At 61.1% G+C, this 15,655-nt stretch carries 15 protein-coding genes; 5 read left to right on the forward strand and 10 right to left on the reverse strand.

What is annotated here, in order from left to right; genetic code table 11:
• Nucleotides 1-28: 28 nt before the first annotated feature.
• Complete coding sequence (locus HXS66_RS08195) at nucleotides 29-661, reverse strand: helix-turn-helix domain-containing protein (protein WP_077376603.1); 633 nt, start codon at nucleotides 659-661, stop codon at nucleotides 29-31.
• A gap of 164 nt (nucleotides 662-825) precedes the next feature.
• Nucleotides 826-1,851 (reverse strand): histone deacetylase family protein, encoded by a 1,026-nt coding sequence (locus HXS66_RS08200; protein ID WP_084208720.1) that lies wholly within the window; start codon nucleotides 1,849-1,851, stop codon nucleotides 826-828.
• A 193-nt stretch (nucleotides 1,852-2,044) separates the two neighbouring features.
• Between HXS66_RS08200 and HXS66_RS08205 the strand changes: the two genes are divergently transcribed.
• The 4 genes from HXS66_RS08205 to HXS66_RS08220 all read left to right on the forward strand — a co-directional run bounded on the left by HXS66_RS08205 (nucleotide 2,045) and on the right by HXS66_RS08220 (nucleotide 8,471).
• Nucleotides 2,045-4,951, forward strand: a complete 2,907-nt coding sequence (locus tag HXS66_RS08205) for a bifunctional acetate--CoA ligase family protein/GNAT family N-acetyltransferase (RefSeq protein WP_084208719.1) — start codon at nucleotides 2,045-2,047, stop codon at nucleotides 4,949-4,951.
• A 307-nt stretch (nucleotides 4,952-5,258) separates the two neighbouring features.
• On the forward strand, nucleotides 5,259-6,467 hold the full coding sequence (locus HXS66_RS08210; protein WP_084208718.1) for a glycine betaine/L-proline ABC transporter ATP-binding protein: 1,209 nt from the start codon (nucleotides 5,259-5,261) through the stop codon (nucleotides 6,465-6,467).
• Complete coding sequence (locus HXS66_RS08215) at nucleotides 6,464-7,321, forward strand: proline/glycine betaine ABC transporter permease (protein ID WP_077376591.1); 858 nt, start codon at nucleotides 6,464-6,466, stop codon at nucleotides 7,319-7,321. Before HXS66_RS08210 ends, HXS66_RS08215 begins: the two co-directional genes overlap by 4 nt.
• Nucleotides 7,322-7,568: 247 nt before the next feature.
• Complete coding sequence (locus tag HXS66_RS08220; protein ID WP_176503279.1) at nucleotides 7,569-8,471, forward strand: glycine betaine ABC transporter substrate-binding protein; 903 nt, start codon at nucleotides 7,569-7,571, stop codon at nucleotides 8,469-8,471.
• A 174-nt stretch (nucleotides 8,472-8,645) separates the two neighbouring features.
• Here the strand turns inward: HXS66_RS08220 and HXS66_RS08225 are convergent, their stop codons facing one another.
• The 8 genes from HXS66_RS08225 to HXS66_RS08260 all read right to left on the reverse strand — a co-directional run bounded on the left by HXS66_RS08225 (nucleotide 8,646) and on the right by HXS66_RS08260 (nucleotide 14,085).
• Nucleotides 8,646-9,317: an RluA family pseudouridine synthase gene (locus HXS66_RS08225; protein ID WP_176503280.1), complete on the reverse strand. Its 672-nt coding sequence runs from the start codon at nucleotides 9,315-9,317 to the stop codon at nucleotides 8,646-8,648.
• Between the two features lie 67 nt (nucleotides 9,318-9,384).
• Entirely contained in the window at nucleotides 9,385-9,936 is a 552-nt protein-coding gene (locus tag HXS66_RS08230) for a hypothetical protein (RefSeq protein ID WP_176503281.1), read from the reverse strand.
• 312 nt (nucleotides 9,937-10,248) lie between these two features.
• Nucleotides 10,249-10,899, reverse strand: a complete 651-nt coding sequence (pdxH, locus tag HXS66_RS08235) for a pyridoxamine 5'-phosphate oxidase (protein ID WP_077376576.1) — start codon at nucleotides 10,897-10,899, stop codon at nucleotides 10,249-10,251.
• 72 nt (nucleotides 10,900-10,971) lie between these two features.
• Nucleotides 10,972-11,370 carry a branched-chain amino acid transporter permease gene (locus tag HXS66_RS08240; protein WP_136937841.1) on the reverse strand — a complete coding sequence of 133 codons (399 nt, stop codon included), beginning with the start codon at nucleotides 11,368-11,370 and terminating at the stop codon, nucleotides 10,972-10,974.
• Nucleotides 11,367-12,200 (reverse strand): AzlC family ABC transporter permease, encoded by an 834-nt coding sequence (locus HXS66_RS08245; RefSeq protein ID WP_255303165.1) that lies wholly within the window; start codon nucleotides 12,198-12,200, stop codon nucleotides 11,367-11,369. Before HXS66_RS08245 ends, HXS66_RS08240 begins: the two co-directional genes overlap by 4 nt.
• Before the next feature lie 445 nt (nucleotides 12,201-12,645).
• Entirely contained in the window at nucleotides 12,646-13,053 is a 408-nt protein-coding gene (locus tag HXS66_RS08250; protein ID WP_176503282.1) for a DUF2069 domain-containing protein, read from the reverse strand.
• Complete coding sequence (gene wrbA / locus HXS66_RS08255) at nucleotides 13,054-13,701, reverse strand: NAD(P)H:quinone oxidoreductase (protein WP_077376567.1); 648 nt, start codon at nucleotides 13,699-13,701, stop codon at nucleotides 13,054-13,056.
• Nucleotides 13,702-13,725: 24 nt separating this feature from the next.
• On the reverse strand, nucleotides 13,726-14,085 hold the full coding sequence (locus HXS66_RS08260) for an ArsC/Spx/MgsR family protein (RefSeq protein ID WP_084208713.1): 360 nt from the start codon (nucleotides 14,083-14,085) through the stop codon (nucleotides 13,726-13,728).
• Between the two features lie 99 nt (nucleotides 14,086-14,184).
• Between HXS66_RS08260 and HXS66_RS08265 the strand changes: the two genes are divergently transcribed.
• Nucleotides 14,185-15,483 (forward strand): YihY family inner membrane protein, encoded by a 1,299-nt coding sequence (locus HXS66_RS08265; RefSeq protein WP_176503283.1) that lies wholly within the window; start codon nucleotides 14,185-14,187, stop codon nucleotides 15,481-15,483.
• The last annotated feature ends 172 nt before the right edge of the window (nucleotides 15,484-15,655 follow it).

Consider the following 15,655-nt stretch of genomic DNA (forward strand, 5'->3'; position numbering starts at 1 on the left):
GTTTAGCATTGCGCCAGTGGGCGTATCATCAATCGGCGTCGTTGCGCGTGCAGACCGACAGCACTACGGCATCGTCTTCGCTGGTGGAAACCAGAGCATGGCCCATGTCGGAGTCGAAATAGATGCTGTCTCCATCCCCGAGAGGCAAGGGTTCATAGAACTCGGAATACAGCAGAATGCTGCCCTCCAGCACCATCAGGAATTCCTCGCCGTCGTGGCGCACCCAGTCGGGAAACTCCTCGAAGCTGCGAGCGCGCACCCGGGTCTTGAAGGGAATCATGCGTTTCTGAGCCAGCTGCCAGGAAAGCAGCTCATGTTCATAGGTCGGGGTCGGGTGGCTCTTACCTTCACCGAGGCGCGTCAGATCACGTCGGCCCAGCGTGCCGCTCTGTCGCTTGGGAGGACTCAGCAGTTGAGGAAGGTCGATATTGAGACCATTGATCAACTTCTGGACGGCGGTGAAGGTGGGGGATATCTGTTCATTCTCGATCTTGGACAGCGTAGAGCGTGCAAGCCCGGTACGCTGGCTGACGTCCTCGAGGGTCCAATGATTGGCGAGACGGATCTGCTTGACCCTCTCTCCAAGCTTGAGGGGCTCAACGAAGGCCTTGCGGCCGGAAGCGATCCGGACCGCGGCATCCTTGTCAGTCGGTGTACTCATGGGAAGCTTCGCTGTGGTCGATGGCGGCGGGAGTTCACAAGTTTACTATTGGAAACTTTTTCGCCAGCTTATCACAGCAAGGAAATCACGGTGTAGCTGAGCAAGGCATCGACGATGCTCCTGGCGACAGGGGATGCGTCTCTTGAAGTCGCATGTCTGGTCACTCAGAACAGCGGATGATCACGCTCATCTGGCCTTGCATGAACTTTGGGTGACGCGTGCGCGGCTGGCGGCGAATGACGAAGGGATATCCCGTCCTCCATCGGCAGACCCGCCAGTGCCTTGACATGGGCCTCAGTGCTGCGTGCCAACGCTTCCAGGCAGTAGCCGCCTTCCAGTACCGAGACGACACGTCCCTGACAATGGCGCCTGGCCACGTCCATCGCCAGGCGCGTGATCCAGTAATAGTCGTCGTCCTCGAGACACAGTTCGGCCATCGGATCCTCACGATGCGCGTCGAAGCCTGCCGAGATCAGGATCAGCTCCGGCTTGAAATCATCAAGCTTCTTCAGCCATTGCGCTTCGATGGCATGGCGAAAGTCCAGCGAACCACAGCCTTCTGCCAGCGGGGTATTGTGAATGTGCTCCCAGCGGCTCTCGAGATAGCGCCAGGGGTACATGGCGTTCTGGAACGATGAGCAGACCAGCGTGTCGGGGTCATGCTTGAAGATATCTACCGTGCCGTTGCCCTGATGAACATCGAAATCGAGGATGGCGATGCGTCTGACACCGTACTGCTGGCGGGCATGCAGCGCGCCTACTGCCACGTTGTTGTAGAAGCAGAAGCCCATGGCATCCGCGCGTTCGGCATGATGGCCCGGTGGGCGCACGGCACAGAAGACGTTGTCTGCCTGATTGCGCATCACCTGGTCGACCCCGCGCACGACGGCCCCTGCCGCGAGACGTGCCGCCACCAGGCTGTCTGCACACATCACGGTGTCCTCGCTGAGCGCCAGCAGCTGACCTGCCTGGGGCGGGCACTTGTCGAGAGCCTGCAGGTGGCGCATCGGATGGACTCTTGCCAGCTGTTCCAGCGTGGCAGGGCGTGCATCGTATTGCTGGACATGCTGAATCACGCCGCTCAATGCCAGCTGACGCTGGATGGCCTGCAGGCGCAATGGGCTCTCGGGATGTGTCGGACCCATGAAATGATTGCCACAGTCGCTATGAGAGATATAAGAGGTGATCATCGGCATGTGCCTGTTTGGCTGGGCGCTAGACTGAGGATAGTTCGAAACCTCACAGTAAGATTCACTGGTAGGCACGGATAGTGGCGGATGGTCTACCTTCTCCAGCACCTGCCGGCTGCTGTTCAGGCACTCACTTTCGCGGCATGCTGGTGGCATCGCGCATTGGATGCGCACCGGCTGACAGGACACCTCCATGGGGATGCGATTTCTGCGCAATTTCTTCGAGCCCACCAGTATCGCGGTGATCGGGGCCTCGGAAAAGACACACTCACTGGGCGGCCAGGTGCTGAGAAACCTGCTGGAAGGCGGGTTCAAGGGCACGCTTGTCGTGGTGAATCCCAAGGGCTATGACACGGTGCATGGAGTGCCCTGTGTGCGCCGGATCAGTGAGCTGGACACGATGCCGGACCTCGCCATCCTGTGCTCGCCTGCCGAGACCTTGCCGCGCATCGTCGAGAAGCTGGGGCGTCGCGGCGTGAAGGCTGCGTTGTTGATCTCCGGAGGAGTGGCACCGTCGCCGGCAAGCTCCCTGGCCCGCGTGACGGAAAAAGGGCTCGGAATGCTTGCCCGGCGTGAGCCTGTGGCCCCCGACCACGCGCGACTGCGCATCCATCCGGATCAGGAGAGTCTCAACAGCCGTCTGCTCAAGGCGGCACGTGGCAGTGGAATACGTCTGCTGGGCCCGGAGTGCATGGGGGTCTGCGTGCCCAATCGGAATCTGAATGCCTCCTTCAGTGGTCAGCCTGTCGCCAAGGGCAAGGTCGCCTATCTGGGGCAGTCGGGGATGCTGGGCAATGCCATGATCGACTGGGCAGCGGGGCGCGGTATCGGCTTCTCCCATCTGGTGACGCTGGGAGACAGCGTCGACGTGATGCTGCCTGACCTGATTGATTACCTGAATCAATATGGGCATGCCCAGGCGCTCCTGCTGCATCTCGAGCGCATCCATGACTCGATGCACTTCATGACTGCGCTGCGCGAGGCCTCTCGCAACCGACTGGTATTGGCGATCAAGAGCGGTCGCACGCCCGAGGCCGACCTGTTCGGGACTCACGTCACCCCCGGCATCCCCAATCGCGACCAGATCGTGGACGTCGCGCTGGCGCGAGCTGGGGTGGTACGCGTCAATGACAGCGAGGACATGTTCGATGCCCTCGAGACGCTCAATCGCATGAAACCGCTGCGGGGCGATCGGCTGGCGATCGTCTCCAATGGTCTCGGGCCGGCCCTGTTGGCGATCGACAAGCTGATGGCGGGAGGCGGCAAGCTTGCCGAGCTGAGCAAGGAGAGTCGGGATGCGCTGCTCAAGGATCAGCTGGATGTCAGCCTGCCCGGTCGCAATCCGGTGGATCTGGGGGGCAATGCCACGCCCGAAGACTTCGTTGCCGCAGTCAACATCGTGGCCAATGATCAGGGAGTCGATGCGGTGCTCGTCGTGCACGCGCCGACAAGACTTGCACCATCCAAGGACACGGCCGAGGCCCTGATCACGCATCGCAAGCAGTTCCGGCGCAATCTGCTGACCAGCTGGATGGGGCTCGAGCAGGCGCTGGCGGCACGTCATGCCTGCCACGCTGCGGGTATCCCGACCTATCTCTCACCTGAAAAGGGCGTCAAGGCCTTCCTGCAGATGGTGGATTACCAGCGGGTGCAGTCCCTGTTGCAGCAGACCCCGCCGAGCCTGTCCTTCACCACCAGCGCCGAGATTCGCGCCCGAGCACATGATCTGGTGCACAGCGCTCGGCGTGCCGGTCGTGAATGGCTGACCCATTCTGAAACGGCTCAGGTACTGGAGACCTATGGCATCGCGACAGCTGCCAGTCATTATGTGTCTGACGCCGCCGAAGCCGCGCAGGCCATTGCAGCTCTCAGGCAGGCGGCTGGCAAGGAAGACGCCGAGATGGCAGCGGGGCCCTTCGCCTTGCGGGTGGTCCACGAGCACAACAGCCAGCCATTCCGCTACCGCCGCTTCCCGCAGCGTCTGTCTTCTGGCGTGGTCCAGGATCTCAATGGCCCGGAAGACATCGCCCTGGCCATGCGTCGAATCACCAGCAAGGTGAGCGAGCGTGATGACGAGCGGGGACGCAGCGGCAGCGAACGCACCCGCATCCATGAGTTCTGCCTGCAGCCGATGCGTCGCGGCAAGCATTCGCTGCAATTGAGTGCGGGCATCACGCGTGACGAGGAGTTCGGGCCGGTGGTGGTCTTCGGGCTGGGGGGCTACAAGGTCAACGTGCTGGTAGACCGCCAGGTTGCCTTGCCGCCTCTCAACATGACGTTGGCACGCGAGCTCATCTCGCGCAGTCACGCCTCGCGTCTGATCGAGGAACACTCGCCGGACCCCGAGCGGGATATCGCGCGCCTGTGTACCTTGTTGATCAAATTGTCGCAGTTGGCATCGGATTTGCCTGACATTCGAGGGCTGGAGATCAATCCGTTGCTGCTCAATCGTGATGAGGCCGTCGCGGTGGATTTCACGCTGGATCTGGGCAAGCCCGCGCGCTTCGCCATCATGCCGTACCCGGAAGAGCTGCGGGAGTGGGTGCGGCTTGAGGATGGCACCGAGGTGGAAGTGCGGCCGATTCGTGCAGAGGATGCGCCATTGATCACCGCTTTCCATGCCAGATTGTCCGAGGAAAGCATTCGTTTCCGTTATTTCCATCACAAGGCTTCCCTGACGCAACGCGATCTGGCGCTGCTGGCCCAGATCAATTATGACCGCCAGATGGCATTCATCGCCGAGCGTGAAGTCAGTGAGCAGGAGGAGGGCGGCTCACGTCGTGAAATGCTGGGAGTGGTGCGGGTCTGGAATGACCCTGACAACATTCGCACGGAGTTCTCGGTGATCATTCGTGATGACCTGCAAGGTGAGGGGATCGGACGACTGTTGATGGAAAAGATGCTGCGCTATTGCCGTTCGCTGGGCACTCTCGAGATGGTAGGCAAGATCATGATGGACAATCACCCGATGCGTGCACTGATGAAGCATCTGGGGTTCACCTGTCGTTACAACATGGAGGAACAGGTCATCGATGCGAGTATCCGACTCAATGAGCCCACCAGTGATTGGCAACGCCTGAGGCTTGAATCCAAGGCCTGATGCGCGCGTGTCAGGGCATGATCGGTGGTATGCCACCTTCGTCGTATAAAGCTGTGTTGTTGTTTGAGTGAATATCAATAACTCTGTATCATTATTTTAAATATAAGAATCCTTTATGGAAATTGGCGCAGGGAATGACGTGGCATTCTGCTCAGTATCAGGCAGTGTCATGACGGGTGCCTCCCGCATGACGGCCTGATTGGCGCTATGCCACCCTCAGCGGCGCAACATCGTGAAAGCGCGTTGCCTGCCGTGTGACTGATCAAGCCTGTTCACGCTTCCCTGTGCACTCACAACAGGAAAGCCAATGACTGACACTCGCGATGTGAAGATCCGGGTGCGCAACCTGAGCAAGGTGTTCGGTAACCAGCCTGACAAGGCGCTCACTCTGCGTGACCAGGGACTCAAACGTCCTGAAATTCTGGAAAAGACCGGCCAGACACTGGGCCTGTCCAATGTCGATTTCGATGTGATGGAAGGTGAGCTGCTGGTCATCATGGGGCTGTCCGGCTCCGGGAAGTCCACCTTGATCCGTTGTCTCAATCGTCTGATCGACCCGACAGAAGGCGAGATCCTGATCGACGGTCAGGACGTGGCCAAGCTGGATGAGAAATCGCTGCTGCGCTGTCGTCGCAAGCACTTCTCGATGGTCTTCCAGAACTTTGCGCTCTTCCCCCATCGTACGGTTCAACAGAATGCCGAGTACGGCCTTGAAGTGCGCGGCGAGGCGAAGGAAGTCTGTTTCCAGCGCGGGCGTGACGCACTCAAGCAGGTAGGACTGGACGGGTGGGAGGATGCCTATCCCGATCAGCTGTCCGGCGGTATGCAGCAACGTGTCGGGCTCGCACGTGCATTGGCCAATGATTCTACCGTCCTGTTGATGGATGAAGCCTTCTCGGCACTGGATCCGTTGATCCGCAAGGACATGCAGCAGGAGCTGCTGGCGCTGCAGCACAAGATGAAGAAGACCACCATCTTCATCACCCACGATCTGGATGAAGCCCTGTCCATCGGTGATCGCATCATCCTGCTCAAGGATGGTGAAATCGTCCAGATCGGCACTCCCGAGACCATTCTCACCGAGCCCGCTGACGATTATGTCGCGCGCTTCGTCGAAGGCGTGGACATGTCGCGGATTCTGACCGCCCAGTCCGCCATGACGGATGTCCGTGCCACCGCGCGAGACGATGATGGCCCCCGTACGGCATTGCGCAAGATGGGAGAAAACGGCCTGGACAGTCTCTTCGTGGTGCGCCGCGACCGTACCGTTCTGGGAATCGTGACGGCAGAAGATGCCGAGCGTGCGGTGCGTGAGAACCTCACGGATCTCTCCAGTCTGATCCACTCCGATTGCTGTCGGGTCTCGCCTGATGAGCCCTTGCACAACCTGTTCGCGATGTTTGCTGGCCATCACCACCCGCTGGCAGTCGTGGATGAGCAATCGCGCTTGATGGGAGTCGTGGTCAAGGGATCCGTACTGGCTGAGCTGGCCGAAGCAGGGGAGGCGCATGCATGAGTGAATCGACAGGTTTCACCATTCCGAAGATAGAGCTGGGTGACTGGATCGAGGCAGGGCTGGATTACCTGACCAACAATTATTCCAGCGTGACCCGCGCCATTTCCAAGTTCACCGAGACCGGCATCGGTGCGCTCAATGACGCCCTGATGTGGATGCCTCAGTGGGCCTTGATCGCAATGGTCGCGCTGTTGTGCTGGCGGCTGGCGGGAACTCGCCTGGCGATCGGTTCCATCCTGGGCCTCGGCCTCATCTGGAATCTGGATCTGTGGGATCCGATGATCGAATCGCTCACCCTGGTGGTCATCGCGACGCTGGTGGCCGTGGTCATCGCCATCCCCCTGGGCATTCTGGCGGCGCTGTCGGATCGCTTCTATCGGGTCATCATGCCGGTTCTGGATTTCATGCAGACGATGCCGGCCTTCGTCTATCTGATCCCGGCCATTCCCTTCTTCGGTATCGGGTCGGTCTCGGCGATCTTCGCTACGGTCATCTTCTCGATGCCGCCGGCGATCCGTTTCACTACCCTGGGGATTCGTCAGGTGCCCAAGGAGCTGATCGAGGCCGCAGATGCCTTCGGGTCCACCCGTCGCCAGAAGCTCTTCAAGCTGCAGCTGCCCCTGTCGCTGCCGACGGTGATGGCGGGCATCAACCAGACCATCATGCTGGCCCTGTCGATGGTCGTCATCGCGGCCATGATCGGCGCCGATGGTCTGGGCAACGAAGTCTGGAAGGCGATCCAGCGTCTGCGTCCCGGAGATGGGTTCGAAGCGGGTATCGCGGTGGTGATCCTGGCCATGCTGCTTGACCGCCTGACCCAGACCTTGAGCAAGGAAAAGAAGTCACGCTCCTGAGGTGACTCACCTCGACCCACAAGCCGGCACCGCCTGTCGTGCCGGCTTGTCCCATCTCTTCAGGGCGTTTCTTGCCCACATTTCTGCACCGCGACACATTCTCCTGTTCTTTACACGTTGCATGGGGATACGGCATTCGCGGCAGCCAGTCTTTCTGCTGGTCCTGTATTGATGAAAGGCTGACCTGATCGGCGATCAGGCAATTCTCGCCCTAAGAAATAAGTAGATTCAAATAAAGGGGAAGTTGATGAATAAGCAAGGTACTTCACGCAGCCATCTGACCATCACCGCCAAGGCACTGTTGCTGGGGGCCGCCATGTCATCCTCGGTGGTCGGTGCCAGCGCGGCTCATGCGGCAGGTGACAAGGGAGATGTCACCCTGGCATATGTCGAGTGGTCCTCCGAGGTCGCCTCCACCAATGTCGTGAAAGCGGTGTTGGAAGCCCAGGGCTACAATGTCGAGCTCAAGGCGCTGTCCGCCGCCGCGATGTTCCAGGCGGTCGCCTTTGGTGATGCGGATGGCATGGTCGGTGCGTGGCTCCCCACGACCCATGAAGACTACATGGCCAAGGTCGGGCCCAAGGTCGAGGACCTGGGAGTCAACCTCGAGGGCACCAAGCTTGGCCTGGTGGTCCCGGCGTACAGCAAGCTCGAGTCCATCGAGGACATCACCTCGCATGCCGACGAGATTGATGAGCGTATCGTCGGTATCGAGCCAGGCGCCGGCCTGACCCGACTCACCGAGCAGGTGCTCGAGGATTACGATCTCGAGGATATCGACCTCACGACCGGTAGCGGCGCGACCATGACCGCAGCGCTGAGCAATGCCATCAAGGGCGAGCGGGATATCGTGGTGACCGGCTGGACCCCCCATTGGATGTTCGCGCGCTGGGACCTCAAGTACCTGGAAGATCCGAAGGGCGTCTATGGCGGTGCCGAGGAGATCCATACCCTGGCACGCAAGGGGCTCAAGGAGGACATGCCGGAGGTCTACGCGATCCTGGACAACTTCGCCTGGACGCCGGCGGACATGGGCGAGGTGATGCTCAACAATCAGGAGGATGATGCAGACCCCTACGAGACGGCCAAGGCGTGGGTGGAAAGCCATCCGGATATCGTCAATGAGTGGCTGCCGGCAACGGCTCAGTAACCTCATCGTGATGGCAGCGGTCCAGTCAACCTCGGCCTGCCATCAATGTGAGTAAGACCAAGACGAGACGCCCCCGCAGGCTTGCCTGCGGGGGCGTCTCGTCTATCAGGGTCGTCTATCCGTCTCACCATCCGTCTCACCATCCGTCTCGCCGATGCGGGACGTCAGAGACGCTCAGAAGGGGCAGGGGCTGCAGACTTTCATGCGCTCGCCGCTGACCGGGTGATCGAAGGCGATCATCTCGGCATGCAGCATCAGGCGCTCGGCCATGAAGAAGGCTTCATCACTGGCATATAGATCACAGCCCAGGATGGGGTGGCCCAGCTGCTGACTGTGGATGCGCAGCTGGTGGGTGCGCCCGGAGACGGGCGTGAATTCGACCCGGGTACGCCTGGGGGCCTCGAGCCGCTCAAGCACGCGATAGTCACTGATGGCGGTCTTGCCTGTCTCATGGCAGATCTTCTGCAACGGGAACTGATCCACGTCCTTGGCAATCGGCAGCGAGATCCGTCCACTGTCCTGCTCGACGTGTCCCAGCAGCATCGCGCGGTAGGACTTGTCGATGGTCCGGGCCTGGAACTGGCGCGTCAGGTTGCCGTTGGCCGGCTTGTTGAGCGCCACCAGCATGATGCCTGAGGTGCCGAGATCCAGACGGTGCAGCAGCTTGGCGGTCGGGTATTCCTTGACCAGCCGATGGTGCAGCGAGTCCAGATTGAGCGGATGCTTGCCCGACAGGCTCAGCAGACCACTGGGCTTGTGGATCAGCAGGATGTCCTCATCCGCGTAAAGCACCTTGTAGGTCTCATGACAGGGCGGAACGATGAACGGGTCGGCTTGTGGCTGCATGGGGTCTCACAGATGACGATGGGCGGTTCGACGGTGATGGTCGGCAAGGCGGGTGACGAGCTCGCCGTCACTCGTCAGGCAGCGGGGAGGCCAGCAGATCGATGTCTTCCCAGTGATACTCGTATTCCTCCTCCTCGGTGTCGTCGGGAGCTCGCCCGATGAACAGGCTGGCGGTGAAAGCCCGCACGAAGATCACCTCGCTGCCATCCAGTGCCGCAAGGCGCTCGCCTTTCCTGAGCTTCTTGATCTTGCGCTTGCGCGCCGCGACATCCTCACGCGCGGCGCGGGTCGCCTCTCGCCACTGGGCGGCAATCTCACCGGGGGCAGTGGACTGCGCCAGGAGTTTCGGTGGGCATTGCAGCGGAATATCTGGCGTGCCTTCATCCCGGATATGGTATTCCCAGCGGCTGGGGTCACCCTGTCGGGGAGCCTGCATCAGATGCTGGCGAATGAAGGTATGACCATGGGGATGCTCCAGCACGGTGTAGAGCACATTGCCGACCACGGCGTGATCCACCAGCGAGATGCCATGGTGATCGGAAGGTGTGTAGCTTGCCAGCAGGCGATCTACCAGCGTCTGACGAGCCACCTTGGGTGTTGCACTGTCGTCCCAGGCCATGTGGCCTCCCTTCCTGTAAACATGTGACGGTGTATGCAGAACATGAGCCGTGCAGCTGTCGCCGACCTGAGCATGCCCTGCACCGAAAAGCCGGCCATTGTCTGTTCTGGCACGGCGCAGGGCAAGTCATGCTTGATCTCGCATGCCGCGTCGATGGGGCGCATCGCGGGTGCCGCATGGCGTGATGTGAGGTGCTTGGCGTAAGGGGCATGGCGTGAGGGGCATGCGTGCATCGATCAGCACGCAGGCGCCTTCACGCAAAAGGCCCCGCCATGGCGGAGCCTTCGAGAGCGTGTGGCGATCAGGTGCCACTCACGGTGCGAGCATCACCTTGTGCCACTCATTGTCTTCGGTATCCAGACGCTGATAACGGACCCGGTCGTGCAGGCGTGATGGCTGGCCCTGCCAGAACTCAATCATCTCGGGCACCACGCGATAGCCACCCCAGTGCTCAGGGCGCGGGACATCACTGTCGGCATAGACCTTCTCGAAGCGGCCCTGTCTCTCGCTGAGCCAGTCGCGATCCGGAATCTCGACGCTCTGCTGCGAGACCCAGGCCCCCAGCTGGCTTTCCTTGGGACGGGAGGCGAAGTAGTGGTCCGAGGTGGCGTCCGAGACCTTCTCCACGCGACCCTCGATACGGACCTGGCGCTCCATGGCAGGCCACCAGAACGTCAAGGCCGCATGCGGCACATTGGCCAGTTCGCTGCCCTTGTGGCTCTGATAGTTGGTATAGAAGATGAACCCTTGTGCATCGTATCCCTTGAGCAGCACGATGCGCGCGTGCGGCTTGCCCTGGCTGTCCACGGTGGACAACGTCATCACATTGGCATCGTTGTCATCGGCGGAGAGTGCGCTGGTCAGCCATTCCTGAAACTGCTCGAAGGGTTCGGCCGGGGTGTTGTCAAGATTCAGGCCATCACCGGAGTAGGTTCTGCGCACGTCAGCGATATCGCGATTCATGGTGGGCTCCCTTGATGAATTGCTCATGTAATGTAAGGACTGTGTACCGTCGAGCGCCAGATCGCAAGGGCCTCAGGCCTGTGCCATGGGGCCGAGCTGTACCCACGCCATGTAAAGACCGGTACCGACGGCGATGGAGAGCAGCGCATTGCGTCGCCAGAGGTGAAGGCCGGCCACGCAGGCGGCGGATATCAGCATGCCGGCACCCTCGGCCTGCATCAGCCAGTCGCGCCAGAGCTCGCTGCGAGCAAGCGTGGAGGGCAGATCACGGGGGAAGTCGCCGGGCAACGACATGGCAGACAGGGACACGATGATCAGCACGACCATCACGATGGCCGGCAGATAGCGACCCATGTGCAGGATCAAGGGATGTGCGGAATGGCGTGAGAGAAACAGGAAGGGGGTCACGCGTGTCGCGAAGGTCGCCAGCGCGGCCACGCCGATCAGCAGCAGTGCCTGGGTCGTTGTCATCGTGTCCGGCTCCCGTCGCTCAGAGAGCGCTGTTGATGGAGGTAATGGCCGAGCAGAAGGACACTTGCCGCGGCGATGCTGCCGAGCAGCAGTTGGTCTTGGGGCAGCACCCATAGCCCCGCCAGGGTGATCACCAGGCCCAGCAGGAAGGGCCAGCGTTCCCGCAATGCGTACCATTGCTCGATGCCGAGCACGACGAACAGGGCGGTGAGGGCAAATTCGATGCCGCTGCTGTCAAAGGTAAGCTGGCCGGCCGCCAGTCCCAGTGCGGTCCCCAATACCCACCACAGCTGGTTGAGCGCCGTAATGCGCAGCATCAGACGCTGATCATTGCGCCTGGCGGCCTTGTCATCCCGCTCACCGCTGCGCGGCAGGCTGGATAGCAGCGAGTAGGTCTCGTCGGTGAGGCCGAAGATGAGATAGAGCTTGGTGATTCCGGCATCGCGGAAACGCTCCAGCAATGACAGGCCATAGAACAGGTGGCGTGAGTTGAGCAGCAGGGTGGCGACGGCCACTTCCGTGACGCCTGCTCCAGCGCCCAGCAGAGCGACCGCCAGGAACTGCCCGGCACCCGCCAGGATGATCACCGACATCAAGAGTCCCAGCCAGGGGCTCAGGGGCAACTGGGTGAACAGCACCCCGAAGGCGGCTCCCAGCGGGATATAGCCGAACATCACCGGTAGCGTCTGACGCAGCGCCTCACGCCACGCCTGGCGAGCGCTCAGCCATTCGCTGGCCGTGGTGATCGATTCAGGTTCGGCCATCTCCAGGGAGTGCGCGCCGTCGTCGAGGGTGCGTGTCACGCCATCGGTGGTGGGTGTCGTAGGCATGAGGCGTACGGGGTTCCTGTCGGCTCAATGGGCATTGGCATCACGCAAGGCTGCGTGACGACCCGATCCCGAAGGGGTCAGACGCATCAGCATAGCGTGACGATGATGGTGTGGCGATGCGGCCAAGGTGGCACTCTGCAGTGCAATCCTCTGGATTCTAGCGCCAATTGCCCAGCAAGCCACCGTCGAGCGCTGATCTGTCATAGGAATCCTCCGCGCATCTTCAAGGGATAAGCGCTGAGGCCGAGGAGAAAGGGGGAGAGGAAAAAGAGACAGCGGAAAGAGATAGCGGCAGGGACAGAAATGAGGGAAGGGGCATAAAATTCGAAAGAATCGCCGGTCGTGCAGACAGAGCGCCAGGCCTGATGACAGATAGCGCCCAAGGGGCGCTATCTGTCAGGTCCTTGGCGGCCGGCCTTTTACCCCATGGGGGTGCCGGCCCGCATCACGACTGAGGCTGACGCTTCAGATTGCGCGAGCGAAAGCGAGCATACGCCATGCTGGCGAGGAACAGGCCAAGTGCCGCCAGCGCCTCCAGTACGCCGATCACCCCATGGCCGGGTACGCTGGCCAGCATCACGCCCTGCATGAGATAGAGCAGACTGACGAAGGCCAGCCAGACGTGGCCGCGGGCGCGACGAGTCAGCACGGCGGGCAGGAAAAGGGCAATGGGCAGCAGGCGAATCAACAACGGCACCAGGCCGGTATTGTCACTCTGGGCCATCAACTGGATGCCACCTACCAGCAGGATGACGGCCAGGGCCGCGAAGCTCACGATCACGCCGCGGCGGCTCTTGGCCTCGAGGGTGTCGAGGCCCTGTTCACGTTCCATTCGTTCAAGCCAGGCGCGCATCTATCGGTTCTCCCTGAGGGGTTGCATGGCGAGGGCCAGACGCGCAATGCGCTTGCCTTGTGCGACGGCCAGGCGTCTCTCATGGTCGTTCACGTCATTGTCACCGCGCTTGCCGCTGACATGGGTGGTGCCATAGGGCGTGCCGCCCTGGGTGGTTTCCAGCAATTCAGTGGCACTGTAGGGCACACCCGCATAGACCATGCCGTGGTGAAGAAGAGGCACCAGCATGGTCATCAAGGTGGTTTCCTGACCGCCATGCAGTGAGCTTGAGGCACTGAAGGCGGTGGCGGGCTTGTCGATCAGTGCCCCGTTCATCCACAGCTCGCTGGTGGAGTCGAGGAAGTACTTCAGCGGAGCGGCCATGTTGCCGAAACGGGTCGGGCTGCCAAGTGCCAGGCCTGCACACTGACGCAGGTCATCGAGGGTGGCATACATGGCACCGCTGTCGGGGATTTCCGGCGTGGTCTGCTCGCAGGTCGTCGAGACTTCGGGGACACGGCGCAGGCGGGCCTGGATTCCCGGAATGGACTCGATGCCAGCGACGATCTGCTCCGCCAGGGTCTGGGTCGCACCGTGACGCGAGTAATAAAGCACGAGCACATAGGGTGTCGTATCGGGGGACGTACTGGAATGGGTGTCAGCTGACATGGGCGTCCTCAGGTCACGAAGGGATCAGGCGTCGTCGAGCAGGGCGAGTACATCCTGCGGTGGTCTGCCGATGATGGCGCGCTTTCCGTCATCGAGAATCGGGCGTTGCATCAACCTGGGCGTGGCAGCGATGGCGTCCAGACGTCGTGCATCATCGGGTTCCTCAAGGGCGAGCGCCTTCCAGTCACTCTCGTTCTCTCGCGTCAGGGCTTTCGCCCCGCCTTCGAGTCGAGCGGCCAGCGCACTCAGCTGCTCACGGCTCAACGGGGTGTCCAGGTAACGAATGGTCTCGAATTCGTCGCTTTTCAGGCGTGACTCCAGCAACGCGAGGGTTTCGCGTGACTTGGAGCAGCGCGGGTTGTGATAGAGTTTCAGCATTGGCATGACTGTCTCCGTTTCCGGACAGGCGGTAAGGCGAATGGACTGTGCCGTCAGTGATTCCTGACGGCAGCTTCACATCAGGGATGCATTGTAGAGGGGCGCATGAGAATGCCACAACTGCCACAACTCAAGCGGATGACGCCTGCCATCGGGGTCGTCCTCAAGCTGGTCTCACGTTTCAACTATCACGATGGCAAGAAGACTGCCTCCGCCTTGACCTATACCACCCTGTTCGCGGTGGTGCCTCTGATGACGGTGATCTATTCGATGTTCGCCGTCATCCCGAGCTTTGACGGTGTCGGGCAGCAACTGCAGACCACCGTCTTTGCCCAGTTCCTGCCCTCCACCGGCGAGACGGTGCTTGAGTACCTCAATGAGTTCTCGGGCCAGGCTCGCAATCTGACCTCCGTGGGCCTCATCTTTCTGTTCGTCACCTCGGTGTTGATGATGATCACCATCGAAGGGGCGTTCAATGCCATCTGGCAGGTACCGGAAGGGCGCAAGGGGCTGTCGAGCTTTCTGATGTACTGGGCGGTACTGACACTCGGGCCGCTGATGCTGGGGTCCGGTTTCCTGCTGTCTTCCTATCTGACTTCGCTGTCGTTCTTCGATTCAGCGGCCTCGATGCTGGGCGGCAAGGCGGTATTGCTGCGCCTGTTGCCACCATTGTTGAGCGCGGTGGCCTTCACCTTCATCTACGCCGCGGTACCCAATTGCAAGGTGCGCCTGCGGGATGCGGCCGTGGGAGCGGTGACGACAGCTCTGGCACTGGAACTGGCCAAGGCCGGGTTCTCGTTCTACGTCACGCAGTTCCCGTCCTATCAGGCCATCTATGGTGCCTTCGCGGCAGTGCCACTGTTCCTGCTGTGGGTCTTCCTGTCCTGGTGCATCGTGTTGCTGGGGGCGGAAGTGGCGGCCTGGATGGGAGAGCGATCCAACGCTGACTGGCACCGCTGGCCACCGTTCTGGCAGACCCTGGGGGCCGTCATGCTGCTCAAGGATGCGCATGAACGGGGCGAGCCGCTGTCGGATGACAGCCTGACCGAGGTATTGGGCAGCCGCTATCGTCGTGTACTCAAGCCCTTGATTGAGGAGAACATCGCCAGCCAGACCCAGGATGGTCAGTGGGTGCTGGGACGTGATCTCAATCACTATACGCTCTGGGAGCTGGCGCGAGCGCTGCCCTGGGATCTGCCGGCAGGCGAGGCCGGCGAAGCGCCGCACCCTCGTCTGGAGCCGTTGCGAGAAGCGTTGGCTCAGGCGCGTCAGGCCGAGAAGGAACGCATGGACTGTGGGCTGGTGGAGGTTCTGCCCAGTGTCGGTGAGGTCGAATCTGGCTCTGCCCACACCGGCGCCCCCCTTCCGACGAATCCGTCATCCACCTCCTCCATGGCGACGTGAGTTGTCCCTGGATGAATGCGAGATGACAGCAGGCCCTCGAGTGGGCAGAATGCGCACCTCACGATTTGCCTGAGGCTGGAGGATGCAAGCTGCCAGGCAATGCAAAAGGCCCGACTCCGGTACGGGCCTTTTCATGTTTCGTCGCTCAGGATTTGTTGCCGCGCGCATCGCC

The organism is Cobetia sp. 5-11-6-3 (genome assembly GCF_013374055.1).
GTDB lineage: Bacteria > Pseudomonadota > Gammaproteobacteria > Pseudomonadales > Halomonadaceae > Cobetia > Cobetia marina.

Coding starts and splice junctions, on each gene's coding strand:
- HXS66_RS08195 (WP_077376603.1), bottom strand. CDS start 661: ATGAGTACACCGACTGACAAGGATGCCGCGGTCCGGATCGCTTCCGGC.
- HXS66_RS08200 (WP_084208720.1), bottom strand. CDS start 1,851: ATGATCACCTCTTATATCTCTCATAGCGACTGTGGCAATCATTTCATG.
- HXS66_RS08205 (WP_084208719.1), top strand. CDS start 2,045: ATGGGGATGCGATTTCTGCGCAATTTCTTCGAGCCCACCAGTATCGCG.
- HXS66_RS08210 (WP_084208718.1), top strand. CDS start 5,259: ATGACTGACACTCGCGATGTGAAGATCCGGGTGCGCAACCTGAGCAAG.
- HXS66_RS08215 (WP_077376591.1), top strand. CDS start 6,464: ATGAGTGAATCGACAGGTTTCACCATTCCGAAGATAGAGCTGGGTGAC.
- HXS66_RS08220 (WP_176503279.1), top strand. CDS start 7,569: ATGAATAAGCAAGGTACTTCACGCAGCCATCTGACCATCACCGCCAAG.
- HXS66_RS08225 (WP_176503280.1), bottom strand. CDS start 9,317: ATGCAGCCACAAGCCGACCCGTTCATCGTTCCGCCCTGTCATGAGACC.
- HXS66_RS08230 (WP_176503281.1), bottom strand. CDS start 9,936: ATGGCCTGGGACGACAGTGCAACACCCAAGGTGGCTCGTCAGACGCTG.
- pdxH (WP_077376576.1), bottom strand. CDS start 10,899: ATGAATCGCGATATCGCTGACGTGCGCAGAACCTACTCCGGTGATGGC.
- HXS66_RS08240 (WP_136937841.1), bottom strand. CDS start 11,370: ATGACAACGACCCAGGCACTGCTGCTGATCGGCGTGGCCGCGCTGGCG.
- HXS66_RS08245 (WP_255303165.1), bottom strand. CDS start 12,200: ATGCCTACGACACCCACCACCGATGGCGTGACACGCACCCTCGACGAC.
- HXS66_RS08250 (WP_176503282.1), bottom strand. CDS start 13,053: ATGCGCGCCTGGCTTGAACGAATGGAACGTGAACAGGGCCTCGACACC.
- wrbA (WP_077376567.1), bottom strand. CDS start 13,701: ATGTCAGCTGACACCCATTCCAGTACGTCCCCCGATACGACACCCTAT.
- HXS66_RS08260 (WP_084208713.1), bottom strand. CDS start 14,085: ATGCCAATGCTGAAACTCTATCACAACCCGCGCTGCTCCAAGTCACGC.
- HXS66_RS08265 (WP_176503283.1), top strand. CDS start 14,185: ATGAGAATGCCACAACTGCCACAACTCAAGCGGATGACGCCTGCCATC.